This is a genomic window from Thiorhodococcus minor, from assembly GCF_010820565.1.
GTDB lineage: Bacteria > Pseudomonadota > Gammaproteobacteria > Chromatiales > Chromatiaceae > Thiorhodococcus > Thiorhodococcus minor.
The window spans coordinates 84,700-105,535 of record NZ_JAAIJQ010000004.1; the positions used below are offsets into that span (position 1 = coordinate 84,700).

Consider the following 20,836-nt stretch of genomic DNA (forward strand, 5'->3'; position numbering starts at 1 on the left):
TACCCGGCGGTCTCGAGCCCGTCGGGATGTCGAGAGATGTTACGTTTCCAACTGCCTTGCTCGACTTGACCATTCTGTTAAGCTCCCAAGCAGCATCAGTCGCTTGGTCGTTTCGTCCAGCTGTACTGACAAACGATTCCAAAGATTAAGACGCAGACACGATCATGCCGGACAACGAGAGTCTGAGCCCAGGGGGAGCGTCCCAGGGGCGTCCCGAGGACGATTCTTCGAGCATCGAGGGTGCGGATTCACAGGTCAATGCCTATGCCATCGATCGCCTCTCCCAGGCGTTCGAGACCAGCGCCAAGCGCTGGGAGCTGATCGTCTATCCGAGCCTGTTCGCCTTCATCATCCTGGCCGCCTATGGCTTCTACCTCGTTTTCAGTCTCGCCAAGGACGTCCACTATCTCGCGATCAGTGTCGACACCAACATGACCGTGATGGCGAGCAACATGCAGTCCATCTCGGACAACATGTCCCAGATGAGCTCCAACGTCAGGTCGCTGACCGTGAGCGTCGATTCCATGGCCCGCGACGTCAATGCCTTGGAGCCGATGCTGGCGAGCATGCAGCACATGGACCGCGCGATGCAGAGTATGACCCTGTCGACGTCCTCGATGCGGCAAGATATGGCGGTGATGAATCAAAGCATCAGCCGTCCCATGCACTTCATGAATTGGTTCATGCCTTGGTAGCCGATCGCTGCTTCCAGCTCGGAGCGGCCTCTGGCATGGCGCCGCAGCCTTGGCGATCTCATGTCCGCTGACCTCAAGGAAGCCTCTCAGGCGGCGGTTCGGCTCATCGTCGCCATCTCCTCCCGCGCCCTGTTCGATCTGACGGAATCCCATCGCATTTTCGAGGCGCAGGGCGTCCAGGCCTATCATGAGTACCAGGTCGCGCACGAGGCCGAGATCCTCGAGCCTGGCGTGGCCTTTCCTCTCGTGCGCAAGCTGATGAATCTGAACGATTCGCTCGGAGACAGAGGCCGAGTCGAGGTCATCCTGCTGTCTCGCAACAGCTCCGACACCGGGCTGCGGGTGCTGACCTCGGCGCATCACCACGGTCTGGATATCTCCCGAGCGGCCTTCACGGGTGGTGCGAGTCCTTATCGCTATGTCTCGGCGTTCGGCGCGCATCTCTTTCTGTCGGCGGACCCCGATGACGTCCGCTTGGCGCTTGCCGCCGGCTGTGCCGCGGCGACGGTGCTGCCGTCATCCGACGCCACGCCCGAGCACGACGACGACCAAGTCAGGATCGCTTTCGATGGCGATGCCGTGCTCTTTTCCGACGAGGCCGAGCGGCTCTATCGCGAGCAGGGGCTCGCCGTCTTCAATGAGCGTGAGTCCGCCGCCGCGCACGAGCCGTTGCGCGAAGGCCCCTTCAAGGGACTCTTGGTCGCCATCCATCAGCTCCAGACGCTCTTTCCCGCCGATGCCTCGCCACTGCGAACGGCATTGGTCACGGCGCGCGGGGCACCTTCGCACGAGCGTGTGATTCGAACGCTCAGGGCATGGGGCATCCGTATCGACGAGGCGCTGTTTCTCGGTGGGCTGAGCAAGGCGCGCTTTCTCGCCGCCTTCGACGCGGATATCTTCTTCGACGATCAGACCCACCACTGCGATGCGGCCCGCATGCATGTCGCCACGGGGCACGTCCCGCACGGCGTGGCGAATCTCTAGCGACAGATCCTGGAGGGACTTGCTCGCCGGCGCTGCTCATCGAAATGCTTCCGGCTGGCGTCTTGGATTCGCGATGGGCTTGGCGCGGGATCTGGAAAAGCGAATCCCCGGGTGTTGTAATTCCGAAAATTTGGACCTGGTAAATTGAGGTGAATGGAGATGTGCTCGGAGATCAAGCTTGGACGTCGAGTTCAGTCGCATTTTCTGAATCGCTTGAGCCTGCTCTCGGCTTTGGCGCTTCTCGCGTCGCTGATGATGGGCTGTGAGAATCTGAGTCTGATCGACACGCCCGATAGCGGTCAGGGTCAGGCCGGGGTCGTCGCGAATCCTGCTGCGCCCGTGACTCCCGCGCCCACGAGCACGATCGCGGATGATGGCCTGGCTCCCGAAAGCTACCGGCTGAGACCTGGTGACATCGTCGCTGTCTCCGTCTGGCAGGAGCCCGGCTTGGAGCAGCTCGTCCTCGTGCGTCCGGATGGCGGCATCTCTTTCCCCTTGGCGGGCGACTTGAATGCTGCCGGCTTGACGGTTCGGGATCTCTCTGCGGCGTTGAAAGAGCGGCTGAAGAAGTACATCTCCGATCCCGTCGTTACGGTTACCCTTCAAGAGATTCCTGGAAACCGGATCTACGTCATTGGCCGCGTCAACAAGCCCGGGGATTTTCCTTTGGTCACTCGCGGCGTGACGGTCATGCAGGCACTCGCAATGGCGGGCGGACTGACCCCCTTCGCCGATGAGAGCAAGATCAAGGTGCTGCGAAAGGTTGCCGGAACGGAGCGCTCCATCCCATTCGATTACAAGAAGGTCCGCAGGGGCCAGTCCCTGGAGCAGAATATCGCTCTCCAGGCCGGGGATGTCATCGTCGTGCCCTAGGGTGTGATCTCATGCCCTGCGCTGCTAGGAGAGCCAGTCGCGAAGGGCCGTTTCGTCTGTTGGTGACTTGGGAGCGAGATGGCTGAGAGGCCACAGGGATCTGCCTGCCGCGCAAGGCGCAGGCAGGGCGAGCGCCCGAGCCAGAGGAGATTCTCCGTTTGGTCATGGAAATGAATGCTGTCCGACCCGCCAAGAGAGGCCTTCGCCGAAGCGCCATGCTTGGCCTGCTGATCCCCCTGTCGACATGGGTCCATGCCGAGCAATGGTACGTCGAGCCGCGGGCCTCGCTGCAGGCCTTCTACGATGACAACGTGCGATTGAGCGTCGCGAGTCCGGTCAGCTCGTCGGGTGGGACTGCGACCGGCGAAGTCGAGGCCGGTCGACGATCCGAGATCTCCGACATCGGCCTGAGCGCGAAAGTCATTGCGCGCCGTTATGCGGATGCCTCCGATCTGGATGAAACGGACTCGGCCCTTGGCTTTACGAGCGCTTATCAGTGGGGGCTCAGTCGTTTCGGGCTGGATGCGAGCTTCGATTATGACTCGACGCTGACGAGTGAGATCGCGACCTCTGGCCTGGTCCAGGTGAACAAGAGACGCGAGCGTGTGCTGGTGAGTCCGTCCTGGACTTACAATCTGGGCTCGAGGGCACAAGCGAGGGCCGGGGCGAGCTATCAAGAAATCACTTACGAAGACGTGGAGCTGATTCCGCTATTCAACTACAGCTTCGCGACGGCGGATCTAACGCTCACCTACGGCTTGAGCGAGCGGGCGACGCTGTTCGGACGGGCTAGCTACGCGAAGTACGACGCTGACCAAGTCGATACCACATCGGACAGCGTCGGCGCAGAAGTTGGCGCCAGCTATGCTTTGTCAGAGACCCTGGCGCTCACGACCTATGCGGGCTTGCGCAATACCAAGGCCGAGACGCCAACCTTGCTCGGGACCGAGGAAACGGAGAACTCCGGACCACTTTTCCAGCTGGAGCTGAAGAAGACTTTCGATCGAGGCCAGCTTCGAGTCTCGGCGGACCGTTCGGTTGTCCCCAGCAGCAGCGGAACCCTGTTGGATACGACGGCCTTGGCGGCCTCGGTGGATTACGAGCTCGCTCCGCGGTGGAAATTCCTATTCAGTGCGAGAGGCTATCGGAATAGAACCCCTGATGGTGAGTCCTCGGGCTATGATCGAGACTATTTCTCATTCTCCCCGGGTATTCGACACAAACTGACCCGGTCCCTGTCGGTCGATTTGAGCTATCGCTATCGTTGGCAAGAGTACGACTCCAGGGACAAGGATGCGGTTTCGAATGCGGTCTTTCTCAGCCTGCGCTATTCGATGCCGCGTGATCCGCTGTCACGCTGGTCCGGGGTGAAGAGCCAGTAGGGGGCTCGCCTTCCGTGGCGTCCGGCGCTTTGAGCCTGACGCTAGCCGTCGGGCCGCGAAGGGCTCGGGAAGGGCGAGGGATTTCAGGGCGTCGTCGACGGGACTTGCTCATCCAGGGGGGCTGCAGATCGGCCAAGGACTTGCCTTCCCGCGCGCCCTTGACGCCACGCCGTTCTCGCTCGAATCGCGGATGCTTGGCTGAGTCGAGCTTGCTCAGGGTCCTTCCGTCAGCTCGATCTCGATGCGGCGGTTGATCCAGGGTCCTTGGATACGCTCCTCGGCCGGATCCACCTTGGGCTCCTCCTCGCCTCTTCCTTCGTAGGAGATGCGCGCCTCGGCAACGCCCTGACTCTCGATGAAGTCAGCAACCCGCCGCGCGCGCTTCTCGGAAAGCCTCATATTGGCGCGGCGGCTGCCCTTGGTGTCCGTGTGCGCCAGGACGCGCAGGCGAACGTCGTCATAGGTCTTCAAGAGCTCGGAGAATTCCGTCAGGGTCTCGACTGCGCTGCGGTCGAGCTCCGTGCTGCCGTCCTGGAAGCGGATCGATCGGGCGAAGTCCAGGGTGTAGGAGTCTTCGCCGTCGCGCTCGATTTGGTACGACAGGGCACCGAGCGCGCTGGCCAAGGTGCTCAGGCTGGGCTCGGGACGCGCCCTTGAGGGCTCCTGACCGGCGTCCGAGCCCTCAGGATCCGGCCGTGGCGAGTCGTCGCTGGCGACCTCGATGCCTGCGTCACCCGCGCTGTCTGGACTCGGGGAAGGCTCGAGGTCCGCGCTCGAGGTCTCCGCGGGCTCGTCAGAGGGATCCTCAGGGGGCTCCTCAGAAGTCGCGATCGGGGCGGTCGGAGTCGTCTGCGTGCGCTCGGTGGGCTGGGTGCTAGCCAGGGGAGGGGCGGTCTGCGCCGTCATGCCAGGGCCATCATCCGCGCTCTGTGGCTCCGGTCGTGGGTCGGGGAGTCCGAGCCCGGCCGTTGCAATGGCACGGACATCGTCACGATCTTGCGCCCTGTCCTGGGTCTCGAAGAGAGGAGCCGTCTCGCCACTCTCGGTTTCCGATCGACTTGGCGGCAGGCGGTCAGTTGCGGGGCTGGATGGAGCCGGCTGCTCGGAGGCGATAGCCGGCTCGGGAGGCCTGGGTGACTGAGATCCACGCTCGTACAGATACCAGCCAGCCAGCCCGAGGCCAAGGGCTACACCTGCGGCAATGGCGATCAGCTCTCTCGATCGGTGCAGCCGGGCATGCGACGGCTCGATCAATGCCGCCGGTGGCAGCTGATCATCTGGAGCGGCGGAGCTTGCGGCGGCGTCTTTCGCGGTTGGCGAATGCGTCGCCGAGCCGTCTTCCCGGGGCGGCTCATTGGCTTCGGCGACGAGCGTTGCCGACGCCGAGGGGGGCTCCTGTGAAATAGATGACGTGATCTCGATGCTGCGTGGCTCGGAAGCCGCCAATGACGTCTCCATGCCGGTCTCGGATGCCGCAGGAGGCGGCGCTGCCGCATCGAGCTGTTCGGCCGCGGCCTCGAGGTTGGCCGCGATCTCGGGATCCGGCCCGACGCGCTCGCTCCTGTTTACGGACAGGAGGAGATTCGAGGCATCGTTCCTGACGAAGTCGTCGATCGCCTCACCCGTGATCGGGTTGCGTCCGGCGCCATAGCTGAAGACGAGCGCGGTCTCGCAGATGAGGTTGATGATTCTGGGGATGCCGTTGCTGTAGTGGAAGACAGCGTGACAGGCATCCGGGGTGAAGATCGACTTGTGGCCGCCAGCGACCTTCAGCCGGTGCCGAATATAGTAGAAGGTCTCCTCGGCGTTGAGTCTACCGAGGTGGTAAGACGCGGAGATGCGCTGAACGAACTGCTCGAGATTCGGACTACGGAGCTGATCGCGCAGCTGCGGCTGGCCGAGCAGGAGGAGCTGAAGCACCAGATCCTTGTCCGCATTGATGTTTGACAGCAGCCGGATCTCCTCGAGCTTCTCTAGGCCGAGGTTCTGCGCCTCGTCGACGATGAGGAGGGTCTTCTTGCCCCGCCTATACTGGTCCAGCAAGAAATCGACGAGGGCCTGGTGCTGCCGTATCTTGTCGCCGGCCGGCGCGTCGAGCTCGAAGGCGACGCATACCCAATCCATGATCTGGCCGATCGATTCGTGGGTGTGGGAGATGAGCCCTACCGTGAAATGCTCGTCTAGCCGATCGAGCAAATAGCGCATGAGCGTCGTCTTGCCGGACCCGATCTCTCCGGAGAGAACGGTGAAGCCGCTCTGGTTGTGGAGACCATACTCGACCAGCGTGAGGGCTTCACGGTGTATCTTGCTGAGATAAAAGAAGCTCGGGTCTGGCAGTAGCGAAAACGGCTTTTCGTTCAGACCAAAGAAGGATTCGTACATCTCTTCAAGTTCCTAGCGCCGAAGGCTCGGGCATCCATCGCATCGTTTCAACACGGCCGGAGGGGACCGCATGGGACGCTCAGTTTAGCAAAACGCGCAAGCCGCGTTACGACTCTTTGGTCTGAGCGGTTGAAGAGCGGCCGCGTCAGGCTGGGAATGCAGATGGCGCGGATGGCGAAAGTGGGCTGACTGGTGGAGGTAAATGGCCGAGGTGCAATTCGGTAGCCTCTTCATTGGGCAGGCATCCTACTTTAGTTGGTTTCTTGTCTCGCGGATTCGCTCTCAGGTGAAGCAATCGCGGTCTTTGAGCCAAGAAAGAGGGAGCGTTAGCTATCAGCCTGGGGCTTGGTTTTGGAATTGCTGTCGGCCGCTCTATGGCTTATCCAACGGGGAAGCGCTGACCAGAGGTGGGCCTCGGCAGGTCTCTGATTTTATTCTGCTAATGGATGCTGGTGGCTGGAGGCTCGCTGCTCGGCTCATGATGAATCTATCTATCTATCTATCTATCTATCCATCTATCCATGAATGTGTTTGCCGCTCTTCTCGGGCCAAGCTCGCGGATCCTTCTTTTCGGATACCGAGCCCAGCTTTGAAAGGCATGCACCTCAATGTCCCAAAGGTATCCGTCGGTTTTTGAGCGGGCTGAGCCAGTGGGGCGGAAGGGCGAGCGCGAAGTCCATCGAGCTCCGCACCGGCCTTGGAGACTGCACTGCGCTTGTCCAGCCTAGAGTGGACGACTGGTAGAAGCGATGATCGAAGTCGTTTTTGAAAGAGCCGAGCCGGCCATAGGTCCGCGATTGATAGCGGATGATTCATAGCGGACGCTGCGGGATCGCTCAATGATTCGTCAGTGTCTGATCGTCATCGTTGCGAAGTACGCATCATCAATGATTGAGCGTCGATGCGTGGTGAGGAGGTTATTATGCGATTCTTGGTACAAGGCTATCCGTTGCTTCTGCTCGTCTCAATCTACAGCTGCGCGGCCTATGGCTCCTCGGCGCTCGCACGGCTCGACGAGCCCGCGACTTGTCTATCCGGGGTGATGCCAGAGCAGGGCCGGGAATGCCTTCCAATTCCTGCGTTGACGTCGGCGGAGCGGGCGGCCGCGCCACGGACGGAGGCCATTGCCTGGAGCGGTCTTGGGACGGACATGCCGACCCAAGGCAATGCGAGGCAATCGCAGGCGGGAGCGGTCATGGATGGTCGGGGCGCGAGGTCCGCGACGCGCAGACCGCCCAGTCGTCTTTCCTCGCGCTTGAATAAGCCCTCTGGGACGCTGCTCGAGAGCCGCCTCTATCGGCGCCCCAAGAAGAAGGTCGAGCGGCAGCAGCTTGACCGTCTGGATGCGATCTATCCTCCTCGCTGACGCGCTGTCGGCCTCTAGCCGCCAGCTCCTTGGGATCAGTCAGCTGGTCGGCTCAGGGTGTCCGCCCGAGCTCGCCCGATGGGGCGAAGGCTCCGATCGGCGAAAACCTCGTCAAAGGCGCAGCTGCAAGCTGACCGCTGACTGCGCTCTCTGAGATGACGCAGCCTAGGCTTGGACTTCTAGCGTGGGCGAGGGGCGTTGCAGGAAGTTGCCTTGCACATAGTCGACACCCGCTGTCCAGAGAACGGTCAGGGCACGGGCATCCTCGACGCCAGTGACGATGCTCTTGACGTTGAACTCGCGTGCAAGGGTCGCGAGCTGCAGCAGCCTCTGCTGCTTGTCGGGGTCGTCGGCGAGGTTCTGCGCGAACGCGGGCTTGAGGAGGACGAAGTCCAGCGACATGCCCTGCAGGAGTGTTTCGGGGCGCTCCGTGACACCGAAGCGATTGATCGCGACGCGACACTTGATCTTCTTGAGGGTCTCGACCAGCTTGCCGATGCTCGCCAAATTGCCGACGACCAGCTCTTCCTGGAATTGGAAGGTCAGCCAATTGCCGCGCACATCGAATTCCCGCAAACAATCACAAATCCAGAGCACGATGCTCGGATTTCGGAAGGTGTCTTCGGAGAGGTTGATGAAGAGGCTGAGGTTGTGGCCGGAGCGGCGTTGCTCCGCAATCACCTGAATGGCCGCGCGAATGGTCCATTTGTCGATCTCCTCGATCAACCCCTTGCGGATGGCGGCGCCAATGAAGTCCTTCGCTTCGAGGAGATTCTCTTCTTCGTCGAGCAGGCGGAGCAGGACGCTGTAGTTCTCCTGGTTGTCGCCCATCAGGCTGATGATGGGCTGATAGACGAGTCTGAGCTGATCGTTGCGCAGGGCGTACTCGATCTTCCTGGCGATGGTCTCGTCGTCTTCCGCGTTTTCCGCGTCCTCCTGCTTGGTCTTGGCCGCAAGTGACGTGGGTGCGCCCTGGCCAGGCTTGTTGTCATGGTCCGTGTAGCGATGGCCGATGCACAGCCGGTAGGCTGCGTTGAGGATGTCCTCGGCGGCCGCCGCCCGCTCGCTGACGACGAAGTAGCCGATCTCGCAGTCCTCCTCATTGCCGCCTTCGCGTGCTGCTCCGGTGGAGAGCCTGGCTTCGTTCTTGAGGTGCTCGGACAGGCCCTTGGCGTCGAGGTCGACCATGTCATTGCCGATGATGCCGAAGCTGTCGTCGCTCAATTGGGTGACGGTGCCGCGCTCGCCGACGATCGCGGAGAGTCGTTCGCCGAATTCAGCGAACAGCTCGAGGGCAAGGGTCAATCCCAGGTCGCGCTTCAGCTCGACGCTCTTGGCGACTTGAACGAAGAAGATCGCGAAGGGTGTCTTGACGAGCCGCTCTTCGTCGATACGGCTTTCGACCTCGTCGAGAAATGTCCGGACGCCGAAGCTGGCGTCTTGCTCCGCTGCCGGCTTCGGGCCGGCGGAGGCAACGGACTGGACTGGCTGGACGATGATGCGCAGGCAGGGCTCGCCCTCGAATTCTGCCTGGGCGGCGAGAATCCGTGCCTCGATCTCGCGCGCGTCTGCTTGGACGCAAGTGACATCAAGGGTGAGGGAGTCGGTCAGCTGGGACTGATCCGCGCGCTTGAGTAGATCGCGGATCTTCTTTTGGTCCGCCGAGGCGACGAGGTCGAGCAGCGGAACGGCGAGGATGTCGTCGGCGTCGGCATAGCCGAAGAGGCTCACATAGGCCGGATTTGCGTCGACGTGCATCCCGTCCTGCACGAATGCGACGCCGGCGCTCGTGACCTCGAGCAGGCTCAGCGTGCTTGCCTCGCAGTTCTGCAGCCGCGCCGATAGCCCGTTCGCCTCGCGGCGCTTCCACAGGTCCGCGCTCTCGCGCTTGACGACGATCCTGAGGTGCTCGTTGTCGTAACGGCGCACCAGGTCCCTGACCCCGAAGTGCCCAGCCTTGTCCGCGACGGCGCTCCAGCTTTCCGGCTCGACGATCAGGACCAGCGGAGTGTCGGTGGTGATCTGCTTGTAGCCGTCCAGAAATTCGTCGAGGTCGACGTCCCGGTCGTAGCCGCAGCACAGGATGAGGTCGCAGCTACGCTCCTTGATGGCGCTCTGCAGGCGCTCGGCGTTCGGAATGGAGACGCTCTGGCCCACCAAACCCTCTTCACGCAAGGTGCCGACCAGGCGCTCGGCCTCACTGGTCTCTGAGGTGACGATGAGAAGCGTAGGTTTGCGGCTTTGGGTGGGCATACTCTGCTCGATGTCCTTGGGACGGTCCCAGGTCCGTGATTATCGGTCTTTGGAGGCTAGACGGAAGAGCGATTCGCGCGTTTCGCGGAGCAAGTCTCAAGCAATCCGTGCTTTCGACTGCTCTCCTGGGATCTCCCGGACCAGTTCGGGAGCCAGGTAGCCGGAGACGCGGGCGCGGAGCTGATCAACGAGTATTGTGGCAATTTTATCACTCACCTGGAAATGCGCCGCGCCTTGAACGCGGTCGAGCTGGTGCAAGTAGTAAGGAAGCGCCTCGCACTCGAATAGACGCTCGCTCAATTGCTGGAGCGTGGCGACACTGTCGTTCACACCGCGCAGCAGCACGCTCTGGTTGAGTAGCCGCACCCCGTGGGCGGCCAGCTTGCGCAATGCCTGCTCGGCCGGGCCGCCCAGCTCGCTCGGGTGGTTGGCATGGATCACAAGGATGGCTGGCAAGCGCCCCTCTGTCAGCATACGGACGAGCGCCTCGGTCACCCGTGATGGCAGCATGATGGGGAGACGCGTATGGATGCGCAAGCGACGCAGATGCGGGATCGCGGCCAGTCGGTCGATCAGCTCGGCGAGCTGAGCATCGTCGAGCATCAGGGGATCGCCGCCGCTCAGGACGATCTCCTGCACGGAAGGCGCCAGACTTAGGCGGTCGATGGCGCGCGCGAGGCGCGGCTCCGCGGGACCGAGCGCCCGATAGGAGAAATGCCGACGGAAGCAATAGCGGCAATGCGCGGCGCAGGCGCCGTTGACCACCAGCAGCGCGCGCCCCGGGTATTTTTGCAGCAGTCCCGGCGACAGCTCCGCGTCGCTGTCGCATACCGGATCCAGACTGAAGCCTTGGGCCTGTTGGTGCTCGGCCCGCAAGGGGAGCACCTGACGCAAGAGCGGGTCCTGCGGATCGCCGGGACGCATCAGGTCGACGAAGGCCTGAGGCACCAAGAGTCCGAACTCCTGCGCCTCCGGATCGAGGTCCGGGATGTCCCGCGCGCTCAGTCCCAGGGTACGCAGCAGCGTCCGGGCATCGCGGTGTGCCCGCGCGAGCTCCCGCTTCCAGCCATCGCTCTGACAAGCCGTGCTGCTTCGCGTTACCATTGCGCGGTTTAGCTTGAGCGAAAATGAGGATGACATGGCTTCCTACAGCACCAATGAATTCAAGGGCGGACTCAAGATCATGCTCGACGGTGACCCATACACCATCGTCGAGAACGAGTTCGTCAAGCCTGGAAAAGGGCAGGCCTTCAACCGTGTGCGCGTGCGCAACCTGAAGACGGGCCGGGTCGTCGAAAAGACCTTCAAGTCCGGGGACAGTGTCGAGGCTGCGGACGTGCATGATACCGAGATGCAGTACCTCTACAACGATGGCGAGGAATGGCATTTCATGGATCCCGATAGCTTCGAGCAGATGATGGCCGATGCCAACGCGGTCGCCGAGGCCGCCAAGTGGATCAAGGAGCAGGATATCTGCAAGGTGACGCTGTGGAATGGCGTGCCCTTGTCGGTCGAGCCGCCCAACTTCGTCACCCTCGAGATCACCGAGACCGACCCCGGCCTGAAGGGCGATACCTCGGGCGGCGGCGGCAAGCCCGCAACCCTGGAGACGGGCGCCGTGGTGCGCGTCCCGCTCTTCGTGCAGACAGGTGAGCTGATCAAGGTCGACACGCGCTCAGGCGAATATGTCTCGCGGGCGAAAGACGCGTGAGCCGCGGTGTCGCTGACACCTTTGCCTTGACGTCGGATTCCGGTCGCGCTCCAGCTCGGGACCCGGCTCCAGGCTTGAGGCAGGATTGGCGCCCGGTCGCTCAGCGATCCACCCTCGAGGCTCGGGCCGCGATGCTCGCGCGCCTGCGCGCCTACTTCGACAGCTCGGGCGTTCTTGAGGTGGATACCCCCATCCTGTCGTCCGCCGCCGCGACCGATCCAGTCCTTGCCAGCCTCGCGACACGGATCTCCGGTGCCAGGGGCGACGGCGGCCTGCCATTCTACATGCAGACCTCGCCCGAGCTCGCCATGAAACGCCTGCTTGCCGCGGATGTGGGCTCGATCTATCAAATCTGCAAGGTCTTCCGAGGCCAGGAGCGGGGCCGTCTGCATCACCCGGAGTTCAGCCTCCTGGAGTGGTATCGGACTGGCTGGGACCACCATCGGCTCATGGACGAGGTCGCGGAGGTGGTGCGTGCGGCCCTGGATCGGCCGGAGATGCCTGCCGAGCGATTGACCTACCAGGAGCTCTTTCAACAGGCGCTGGGCGTCGACCCATGGCGGGCTAGTGCCGATGATCTGGCCGCGGCTGCGCTGCGGGCCGGTATCCCAGATGCAACGCGCCTGGAGCTCGACAAGAACGGCTGGCTCGACCTGCTCTTGACCCAGCGGCTGGAGTCGCGCCTGGGTCAGGACGGCATGACCTTCGTCTACGACTATCCGTCGACGCAAGCGGCACTGGCGCGCGTTCGCGACGGCCAATGTCCGGCCGCCGAGCGTTTCGAGCTGTATATCCGGGGAGTGGAGCTCGCGAACGGCTTTCACGAGCTCGCCGATCCAGCCGAGCAGCGCCAGCGCTTTCAGTCCGATCTGGAGCGCAGGCGCGCTCTGGGCTTGGAGCAGCCGCCAGTGGATAACCGCTTCCTTGCCGCCCTGGAAGCTGGCCTGCCGGATTGCTCAGGTGTCGCCCTAGGGATCGACCGCTTGCTGATGATCGCGGTCGGCGCCGATCACATCGACGCCGTCCTGTCGTTTCCCGTCGAGCGCGCTTGACGGGGGGCGGCGTCGCTGCCGCTCAATGGCGCACGCGCGTCGTCCAGCTGAGGGTGATTGCGCCGTTTGCCGGCACCTGCACCCGCCAAGACGCCAGATGGGCGGCGTCTTTGGTGTGGGGCTGGCTTGCCTTCACCATCTCCCAGTCGCCCGGGATGCGCTCTCGCACGGTGACGTCGACGGGCTCGTCCTTGGCGTTCTTGATCTCCATCTCGAAGCTGGCCTCGTAGAGGTAGTCGTAGGCACCTGAGCCGGCCAGCTTCTTGAAGCCCCGTTGCTTGCGTCTCGCGGTCACGTCGAAGCTCTCGCCGAGCTTGAGCGAGACCCGTTCGTTCTTGGGCGTATGGTCGATGGCATCTTCGCCAATGAATTGCGCGTTGCCGCGGCTGTCCTTGGTGTAGACGCGCACGGTTCCCTTCGGCAGGGGGATGCCGAGCGCACCCTCCTGATTGACGAATTTGAGGTATGAGGTGACGGCGACCGGCATCCAGCCGTCTCCCATGCTCGCTCGATAGGCGTGGGCCTGCCCCTGGGCGACCAGCTCCTTGGTCACCGCGACCGCGGGCGCGGATAGGAGGGCGACCTGCTTGGTTTGCTGATTCAGCACATCCGTCCGGTGTGGCAGTGAGTAGAGGTGGTACTCGGACAGCGACTCCTCTTCCGGCATGGGGGCGGCGGCCGCCATGACCATGCCGCGCTCCACGGCCGGCGGGAGCATGGGCGGTCGCACCTGGTTGACCTCCCCGGCGACGAGCTGGACTTGCGCATTGCGATAGGCGATGCCGCTGTTGTTTGTCAGTGTGATCCAGCCGTTCAGGTCCATGGATCGCTCGTCCGCCGCGAGATCCGCGACATAGTCGGCGCGCCAGGAAAGCCCGCCTGTGAGATAGGAGAGCTCCAGAGGTCCTTCGGCGTCCGAGCCAGAGCGCAGATGTAGGACCAGCGTGGGCTGATCGCGGAGGTCGTCCGGCACGTCCGGGAAGGACAGATGACCGACGATCTCGGTCTCGATGCGGTCGTCGTAGCGCAGCACGACACCCTTGTTCACGGCAAGGACGGTCGCTGCTTCCTTGGTCCGCTCGCCCGCTTCATTGGTGCGAATCACCTCGACGCGTCGCCCCAGATATTTTTTCAGCAGACTCTCGGGGGTCAGCAGGTCGAAGTCGAAGTTCTGCTCGATCAACGTCAGGCTCAGGGCATCGTCTGCCGTGTTGAGCAGGGCGGTCTCCGGGCGGATACCCACCGAGACATTGCGCCAGGCCAGCCGGTTGTCGCCGGCCGCGAGCCTGACGAGGCGCCTGTCCTTGATCAGCGCGAGATCCTCGTTGTAGATGGTCACGGCGAGCGCCTGCTGAGCGGAATCCTCGATGCGCTGCTCGTCCGTCATGGCGGCTCCCTTGGCTGGTGTGAATATGAGGGACAAGGCGGTGGCGGAGGCGAAAATGCTCGCCCGCACGCCGCGGCGCGCGCGTCTTGCTATAAGAGATGCTGTATGCATGGAAAACGACCTTCCTGGAGCAGGTGCTCGGTAGAGGACGCGCGCCAAAGGCGTGATCTTCAAGCCGGCCGATGGCATGCCGCGCCGATGCACGAACCATAGCGCATCGCGCCGCCGCCGTAGGAGCCCGCTTGCGGGCGACGGCGCCGATCGTCGACTGGCCCGGCCTTCTGCTGAGAGGGTGAACAAGCGTAGAGACTGTGAAGAAATTCTGCGTAGGTTGGGCTGAGGTACGAAGCCCAACATGGCGGCTAGCCTAACGCTTTGATCGTTGGGCCTCCTGCGTCGGCCCAACCTACACCAATCTGCGATCTTCGCGGTGCGCTTGGATTACTCTCACAGTCTCGTAGCTCAGTTCACCAACGCCGACGCGGGATTCGGTGGCTTCGCGCTCGCTCGTGCATCCTACCGGTCCAACTGACGGTCAAGGCCCGGGCGGCGACGCGCTAGGCACCCTGGGACGACACCTCGACATCGCCACCCGATAGACCGGGTGAAGCTCTCGGCGAGCCATCGCTTGGTCTCGCCGGCGTCAGTGGAAGACCCTATCGGTCGGTGAGCTGCGGTGTCGCGAGATCGGGACTCGGGACGCCGCGAGCGACGCGGTCAGTCCAGCACCCGCTTGTAGCTTTCCCAGGTGGCATAGCCGAGAAGCGGGAAGATGACGATCATCCCAACGAAAAAGGTCAGGATCCCGATCCCGCTGAAGGCGACGATGATGGCGGCCCAGAGGATCATGGCCGGCCAATTCCGCGTAAAGGCGCGGACGCTGGCTTGGATGGCCGTGATGGGGCCGGCATCCCGATCCAGGATCAGCGGGATGGCCATGGCGCTGGTGACGAAGACCGCCGCGGCGAGGATGAAGCCGATTCCGATGAAGAAGGCGGTGACGACCGGATCGAAGCCTGTGCCGCCCAGGACGGATTGATAACTTTGGATGCTCGGCGCGAAGGCGCTGAACTGGACCGCGAACAGCAGCGCTGACAGCCGCACCCAGGCCGCCGCGATGAGGCCGAGGAAGAGGGCGAAGAGGCTGAGGTTGGTTCGGCGCTCCCAGATGAGCCCGAGACTCTCGCGGATGCTCACCGCCGAATCGGACCCGCTTTGACGGGCCGCCACATAGAGACCCGCGGCCAAGAAGGGGCCCGCGAGCATGAGGCCCGTCAGGAAGGCGACCGTGAACCAAGGCAAGGACCAGGTCAATAAGACGGTGAGCCAGCAAGCCAAGGCGAAGACGACTCCGTACAGCAGGCTATGGGCCGGGTGTCTCGCGAAGGTCTTGGCGCCTTGTCCGATCCAGTCCAGTGGCTCGGCGAGCTCGACCTTGCGAATCGCGGGTAGGTCTGATCCCTGTGACTGGTGGTCGTGGATGGCATGGGCTCCCATGGCGATTCCTCCGGTGGATGGTATCTAGGGCCAGCGTTATCGGCCGGGTTTTCCCCGCTCTGCGTCTGGATGCTGAAGGCCAAGGGCCTCGGCTGCGACGCGCGTCGACCTTCTCATGCTGCCGACTACATCCTAGGGCTTAGGTCGGATATTCCGAGATTTCAACCCTTGTCTGACTTGGGTGAAGCCCCATGCTGCTTAGCAGCGGGTACAGCCTGAGCAGAGGATGGAGCGTGCTTGAGGCACCGACTCTCCTTAGCCAACGCCTCTGCAGCTCGCGGTCGCCTCAGCCTAATCCATTGGAGAATTCGAGCCATGAGTGATGCGCCGGTCAAGAAGTTCGAGGGTAAAGACATCGATATCAGCTTCGACTCACGCCTTTGTATCGGCGTGGGCGAATGCGGCAAGTCGGCCGGCGAGCTCTTCGTCGGCGGGCGCGACCCTTGGTGCGCCCCTGACGTGGTCGACAAGGCCGAAGCCCGCGAGATCGTCGAGCGGTGCCCGAGCGGGGCGCTGACCTACGAGGACAAGAGCGGGGAGCCCGAGGCGGCGCCCGCGGCGAACGAAATCCTGGTGGCCTACAACGGTCCCTACTATCTGCACGGCGAGCTGGAGATCGAAGGTGCGCCGAAAGACATGCCCGGCGTTCGCCATCGCGCGGCGCTGTGCCGCTGTGGCGCTTCCAAGAATAAGCCGTTCTGCGATAACAGCCACGTGCAGGCGCAGTTCCAGGACGCCGGCGCGGTTGGAGAGCCAGGGCCAGGCCTTGCGGGAAAGGATGGCCTGCTGAGCGTGCGTGTCATCCCGGACGGACCCTTGAAGCTGCAGGGAAATGTGACCATTGCGACCGGCTCCGGCCGGAAGGCTTGGCAGGGAACGGGGACGGCCCTCTGTCGCTGCGGGGCGTCCAAGAACAAGCCGTTTTGCGACGGGAGCCATCGCGAGGCGGGGTTCAAGAGCGACTGACCTCGTCGGGAAGTCGAACCGCAAAGACGCAAAGGACGCGAAGAACAAGGATCTGTGGATGCGAGTCGATCGTCCGCTGGCCGAGCACGGTCGATTGCGCGGCACATCTTGACCCTTTGTGCGCTTTGTGGTGCGACAGCCCTGCTCGGGATTGACGACCGGCTGACGACTCGCAACCCAGCCCGCCGTGCGTTGCCAAAACGGCGCCGTCTGTCCGAAACCCTGTGGTCCCGACCTGGCCTGCTTCGCCGCGCGCGAGGCCGTCATCATGCTGTGACCAGGTCTCAAGAACGCCGACTTACCACTGGCGTATGCTTGTCGCCCCCTGAGCCTCTAGGAGACCCTCATGACGTCACTGACCGCATTCATGCTCGGTCTGTTCGTGTTCATCGTCTACAAGGTATTCGTCCGCGCCTTCTACACCGTAAAGCCGGATGAGCGCGCCATCATCACGTCCTTCGGACGCGCCCAGCGCCTGGGCAAGCTGATGGTGGAGGACGGCTCGCTCAACGAGGAGGAGCATCGGCGCTATCGCTTCCCACGGCTGCGCACCATCGGCCCGGGCGGCCCCTACTTCAAATGGCCCTGGCAGGAGGTCCACAAGGTCCGTGTCGTCACCCAGTCCGTCGATCTGACCTGGGATCCGACCAAGTCCCAAAACACGGTCGAGGCCGTGACCAAGGACAATCTGACGACGGGGGTGGGAGGCCAGATCCGGTTCCGCGTCTCGGAAAACAACCTCTACGCCTACTTCTTCGGCGTCGATAGCCCGCTCGAGCATGTGATGGGTTATTTCATCTCGGTGCTGCGCGAGCGCATCGCCAACTTCGTGGACCCCAAGGGCGAGAGCCTGGTCGGCGACACCGAGCTGCCGCAGAGTGGCGCCCAGTCCGAGCTGTCGGAAGGGGTTTCCATCAACGACCTGCGCAAGAATCTGCCCCTGCTGAACGACTACATGGAGCAGCAGTGCCGCTCGACCGGGGCGCGCTATGGCATCGAGCTGGACGCCGCGCTCATCACCCAGATCGACCCGCCGCCCGAGGTGGACCGGGCGCTCTCCGCGATCAATACCACGCGCAATCAGGTCGCCGCGGATATCAGCACGGCCCGCGCGGACGCCGAGCAGCAGATCACCATGAGCAAGCGGGCGGTCGACATCGCGCGCAACAACGCCCAGGCCGAGGTCGCCCCGCTCAAGGAGCTGGCGGACACCCTGACCAGGATCAAGGCCTCCGGCGGGCCGAATGCGCTGCGGACCTACATCCGCAACCTGCGCGTACCTCTGCTCGGCCAGGCCAAGCGCATCGTTCAGGCCAGTGGCCCCAGCCAGTGACCTAGGGAGGATAGCGACATGACATTCGGACTCGACATGGCCATCGGCCCAATCATCGGCTTCGTCATCGGGCTGCTCTACATCCCCCTGCTGCTGGGCATCGCGCGGGCCCTCGGGCTCTACGCCATCGTGCGCGAGCGCGAGGCCCAGGTCTTCACCCTCTTCGGCAAGGTCATCGGGACACTCGAAGAGCCTGGGATCCGCTTCCCCATCGGCTACTTCGGCGTCAAGGCGCTGCTGGTGCCCTTCTTCGGCAAGCTCTACCGAGTGCCGACCACCCTGCGTCAGCACTATCTGCGCGACCAGATGGTGAACTCGGAGGAAGGTACGCCCATGGGCGTGGGGATCTGGTACGAGATGCAGGTCAGCGACCCGGTCTCCTATCTCTTCAGCAACGCCAACCCCGAGGGCTCGCTGCAGGCGAATGTGGCCAGCTCGACCATCTCCACGCTCAGCAACTTGGAAATGGACAAGATGCTGGAGGATCGCCACCAGCTCAGCCGGCGGGTGCGGGCGGCCGTCTCGCCCCTGTCCGAGCACTGGGGCTATCAGCTCGGCTCCGTCTACATCCGCAAGGTCGCCTTCACGGATCGGCAGATGGTCGACAACATCACCGACAAGGTGGTCAAGCGTCTGGTCCAGGTGACCAGCGCCATGAAGCAGGATGGTGAGAACCGCGTCGGTCTCATCAAGAGTGAGACGGCCTACAAAGTCTCGCAGAAGATGGCCGAGGCCGCCGCGGCCAGACCCGCGATCGTCGGTGAGGCGCTCAACAACATCGCTCAGCAGGACACCGAGGTCCTGGATGCGGTGATGGAGGTCATGGAGACGGAGCAGCTCATCAATTCGGGCGCCGAGGTCGACGTCCTGCCCCGCGATTCGGAGCTCTTGGTTCAGCTTGGAAACGCCGGCTGAGGTAAGCTTGCGTCCCCGTCGGCCGACCCAGGCCGTCGGGGCGTGACGACAGCGAGCCCTCAGTGGCGCTTGTGGAGCCCTGAAGCGGACGCGAGGTGCAGCTCTCGGTCCCCCTTGCAATGAGCTCCGCGCGCCTTTCAATTCAAGTCGCTTCTTGAAAATCCTCAGTGCCAGCTTGTTGTTGCTTCGATTTCGACGGAACGCTCGTCAAGAGCATGGATGTCGCCTTCAGCGCCTTCGAGCGCGTCGGCCCAGAGATGGGCTGCAAGCCGCTCACGCGCGACGCGCTCCTGGCCATGCGTGGAATGCACGTTCGGGAGGTCATTCGCGAGATGGGGATCCCCTTCTACCGCGTCCCTCGTCTCGCCAAGCGGATGCGTCAAGCGATGCGCGCAGACCTCATGGAGACCCCTCCGGTCGATGGTGTCATTGAAGCCTTGGAGGTACTTGTGGCCCGCGGGCATCGCGTCGGCATCCTCTCATCCAACGCGCGCGACAGCGTCTTGGAGTACGCCGAGCGGCACGGCTTGAAGGGGCTCGACTTCGTCGTCGGCGGGGCGGCCTTGCTCAAGAAGGAGTCGGCCTTGCGCCGTCTGCTGCGGCGCGAGCGCCTGGCTGCGGGCGACGTCGTCTATGTTGGCGACGAGGTGCGCGATGTCGAGGCAGCCCGCGCCGTCGGCGTCGCCGCGGTCGCCGTCGGCTGGGGCTACAACTCGCCGGAGGGGCTGGCGCGGGCCGCCCCCGACCATCTTCTGAATCACCCTCGCGAATTGCTCGCCTTAACAAGTTTTAACGGGTCTTAGCTCGAAAAACCTGTAAGGCTATAGGGCAAGTTGAGAGCACGCGGCAGGCCAAAGACCATCGCCGCAGCCGGCCGTGCCGCTTTGCGTCCTCGGTCGGCGGGGATGCTCGAGAGGCAGGCCGCAGGTAGGAGAGCTATGCAGGAGACGCTGGATCCGAAGCACGAATTCGCTGGGCTGCGCGAGCAGATCGGTCGGTCCATCCTGGGGCAGCAGATGCTCATCGATCGGTTGCTGATCGCGCTGCTCGCGGACGGGCATCTACTGGTCGAGGGCGCTCCCGGTCTCGCTAAGACGACGGCGATCAAGCACTTGGCGCAGGGTTTGGAGGGCGATTTCCATCGCGTCCAGTTCACCCCGGACCTCTTGCCGGCGGATTTGACGGGGACCGAGATCTATCGTCCGCATGATGGCAGCTTCCGTTTCGATCGCGGGCCCATCTTCCACAATCTCCTGCTCGCGGACGAGGTCAACCGGGCGCCCGCCAAGGTGCAGTCGGCGCTGCTGGAGGCCATGGGCGAGCGACAGGTGACTGTTGGCCGCGAGACCTATCAGCTGCCCGCGCTCTTCCTGGTGATGGCGACCCAAAACCCGATCGAGCAGGAGGGGACCTATCCGCTCCCAGAGGCGCAGCTCGACCGCTTCCTGATGCATGTGCGCGTCGACTATCCGGACCTCGAGACCGAGCGCGCCATTCTCCGGCTCAATCGCGACGAGGCGCGGGAAGAGCGCTCGGGGGCGCGCGGGGTCGTCGTCAGCCAGGCCCATGTCTTCGCCGCCCGGCGGGCGATCTTGGAGCTCTATATGGCACCAGAGGTCGAGGACTATCTGGTCCACCTGGTGATGGCGACGCGCAAGCCGGGGGCTTATGCGCTCGAGCTGGAGGGCTGGCTGAGATTCGGCGCGAGTCCGCGCGCCACCATCGCGCTGGACCGCTGCGCGCGGGCGCTCGCCTGGCTCAATGGGCGGGACTTCGTCTCACCCGAGGACGTACAGGCGATCGCGCCCGATGTCCTGCGCCACCGCGTGCTGCTCTCCTATGAGTCCGAGGCGGAAGGCCGCCAGGCGGACGATTTCATCCGGGCGCTCTTGACGCGCGTCCCCGCGCCCTAGGCCGCCGGGGCGCTGAGATGCGCATCAGGCAAAGGAGCTGGGATGGTCCGTTTAGCCGCTAGCCGGAGTCGGGCGCCTGATCGAGTTGGGCGCTGGGCAAGCCTGAGGCTCGGCTGGCCGATCCTAG

The 20,836-nt window shown here is 63.4% G+C and carries 16 protein-coding genes; 11 read left to right on the forward strand and 5 right to left on the reverse strand.

Translation table 11 applies throughout. The features are described 5' to 3' along the window. Window positions 1-164: 164 nt before the first annotated feature. The 4 genes from G3446_RS02290 to G3446_RS02305 all read left to right on the forward strand — a co-directional run bounded on the left by G3446_RS02290 (window position 165) and on the right by G3446_RS02305 (window position 3,934). Window positions 165-695 (forward strand): hypothetical protein, encoded by a 531-nt coding sequence (locus G3446_RS02290; protein WP_164450776.1) that lies wholly within the window; start codon window positions 165-167, stop codon window positions 693-695. Between the two features lie 60 nt (window positions 696-755). Then, window positions 756-1,679: a 5'-nucleotidase gene (locus tag G3446_RS02295; RefSeq protein ID WP_164450777.1), complete on the forward strand. Its 924-nt coding sequence runs from the start codon at window positions 756-758 to the stop codon at window positions 1,677-1,679. A 252-nt stretch (window positions 1,680-1,931) separates the two neighbouring features. Beyond that, window positions 1,932-2,552 carry a polysaccharide biosynthesis/export family protein gene (locus G3446_RS02300; RefSeq protein ID WP_245232249.1) on the forward strand — a complete coding sequence of 207 codons (621 nt, stop codon included), beginning with the start codon at window positions 1,932-1,934 and terminating at the stop codon, window positions 2,550-2,552. Between the two features lie 215 nt (window positions 2,553-2,767). After that, the gene (locus G3446_RS02305) at window positions 2,768-3,934 is read left to right on the forward strand and encodes a porin family protein (protein WP_164450778.1); all 1,167 of its coding nucleotides are present in this window, start codon (window positions 2,768-2,770) and stop codon (window positions 3,932-3,934) included. A 213-nt stretch (window positions 3,935-4,147) separates the two neighbouring features. Here G3446_RS02305 and G3446_RS02310 read toward each other — a convergent pair whose 3' ends face one another. From G3446_RS02310 to epmB, 3 genes are all read right to left on the reverse strand, one after another. After that, window positions 4,148-6,316, reverse strand: coding sequence for an AAA family ATPase (locus G3446_RS02310; RefSeq protein WP_164450779.1), 2,169 nt, complete (start codon window positions 6,314-6,316; stop codon window positions 4,148-4,150). Window positions 6,317-7,847: 1,531 nt separating this feature from the next. Then, the gene (locus G3446_RS02315) at window positions 7,848-9,935 is read right to left on the reverse strand and encodes an EAL domain-containing protein (protein WP_164450780.1); all 2,088 of its coding nucleotides are present in this window, start codon (window positions 9,933-9,935) and stop codon (window positions 7,848-7,850) included. Window positions 9,936-10,031: 96 nt separating this feature from the next. Beyond that, window positions 10,032-11,039, reverse strand: coding sequence for an EF-P beta-lysylation protein EpmB (gene epmB, locus G3446_RS02320; RefSeq protein ID WP_164450781.1), 1,008 nt, complete (start codon window positions 11,037-11,039; stop codon window positions 10,032-10,034). 34 nt (window positions 11,040-11,073) lie between these two features. On the opposite strand from epmB, the gene efp reads away from it, so the two are divergent. Further along, entirely contained in the window at window positions 11,074-11,646 is a 573-nt protein-coding gene (gene efp, locus G3446_RS02325) for an elongation factor P (RefSeq protein WP_164450782.1), read from the forward strand. Further along, window positions 11,643-12,698 carry an EF-P lysine aminoacylase EpmA gene (epmA, locus tag G3446_RS02330; RefSeq protein ID WP_342450012.1) on the forward strand — a complete coding sequence of 352 codons (1,056 nt, stop codon included), beginning with the start codon at window positions 11,643-11,645 and terminating at the stop codon, window positions 12,696-12,698. The genes efp and epmA overlap by 4 nt, the downstream gene beginning before the upstream one ends. 22 nt (window positions 12,699-12,720) lie before the next feature. Here the strand turns inward: epmA and G3446_RS02335 are convergent, their stop codons facing one another. Continuing rightward, entirely contained in the window at window positions 12,721-14,085 is a 1,365-nt protein-coding gene (locus G3446_RS02335) for a DUF4139 domain-containing protein (protein ID WP_245232251.1), read from the reverse strand. A gap of 717 nt (window positions 14,086-14,802) precedes the next feature. Then, a complete protein-coding gene (locus tag G3446_RS02340) occupies window positions 14,803-15,582 on the reverse strand; it encodes a DUF2189 domain-containing protein (protein WP_164450785.1) in 780 nt (259 codons plus the stop codon). 315 nt (window positions 15,583-15,897) lie between these two features. Here G3446_RS02340 and G3446_RS02345 point away from each other — a divergent pair, with 315 nt between their 5' ends. From G3446_RS02345 to G3446_RS02365, 5 genes are all read left to right on the forward strand, one after another. Beyond that, window positions 15,898-16,548 (forward strand): CDGSH iron-sulfur domain-containing protein, encoded by a 651-nt coding sequence (locus G3446_RS02345; RefSeq protein ID WP_164450786.1) that lies wholly within the window; start codon window positions 15,898-15,900, stop codon window positions 16,546-16,548. Window positions 16,549-16,894: 346 nt separating this feature from the next. Further along, entirely contained in the window at window positions 16,895-17,881 is a 987-nt protein-coding gene (locus G3446_RS02350) for an SPFH domain-containing protein (protein ID WP_164450787.1), read from the forward strand. Between the two features lie 18 nt (window positions 17,882-17,899). Then, window positions 17,900-18,796 (forward strand): SPFH domain-containing protein, encoded by an 897-nt coding sequence (locus G3446_RS02355; RefSeq protein WP_164450788.1) that lies wholly within the window; start codon window positions 17,900-17,902, stop codon window positions 18,794-18,796. Between the two features lie 167 nt (window positions 18,797-18,963). After that, on the forward strand, window positions 18,964-19,599 hold the full coding sequence (locus G3446_RS02360) for an HAD-IA family hydrolase (RefSeq protein ID WP_342450013.1): 636 nt from the start codon (window positions 18,964-18,966) through the stop codon (window positions 19,597-19,599). 135 nt (window positions 19,600-19,734) lie between these two features. Beyond that, complete coding sequence (locus G3446_RS02365; protein ID WP_164450789.1) at window positions 19,735-20,709, forward strand: AAA family ATPase; 975 nt, start codon at window positions 19,735-19,737, stop codon at window positions 20,707-20,709. The last annotated feature ends 127 nt before the right edge of the window (window positions 20,710-20,836 follow it).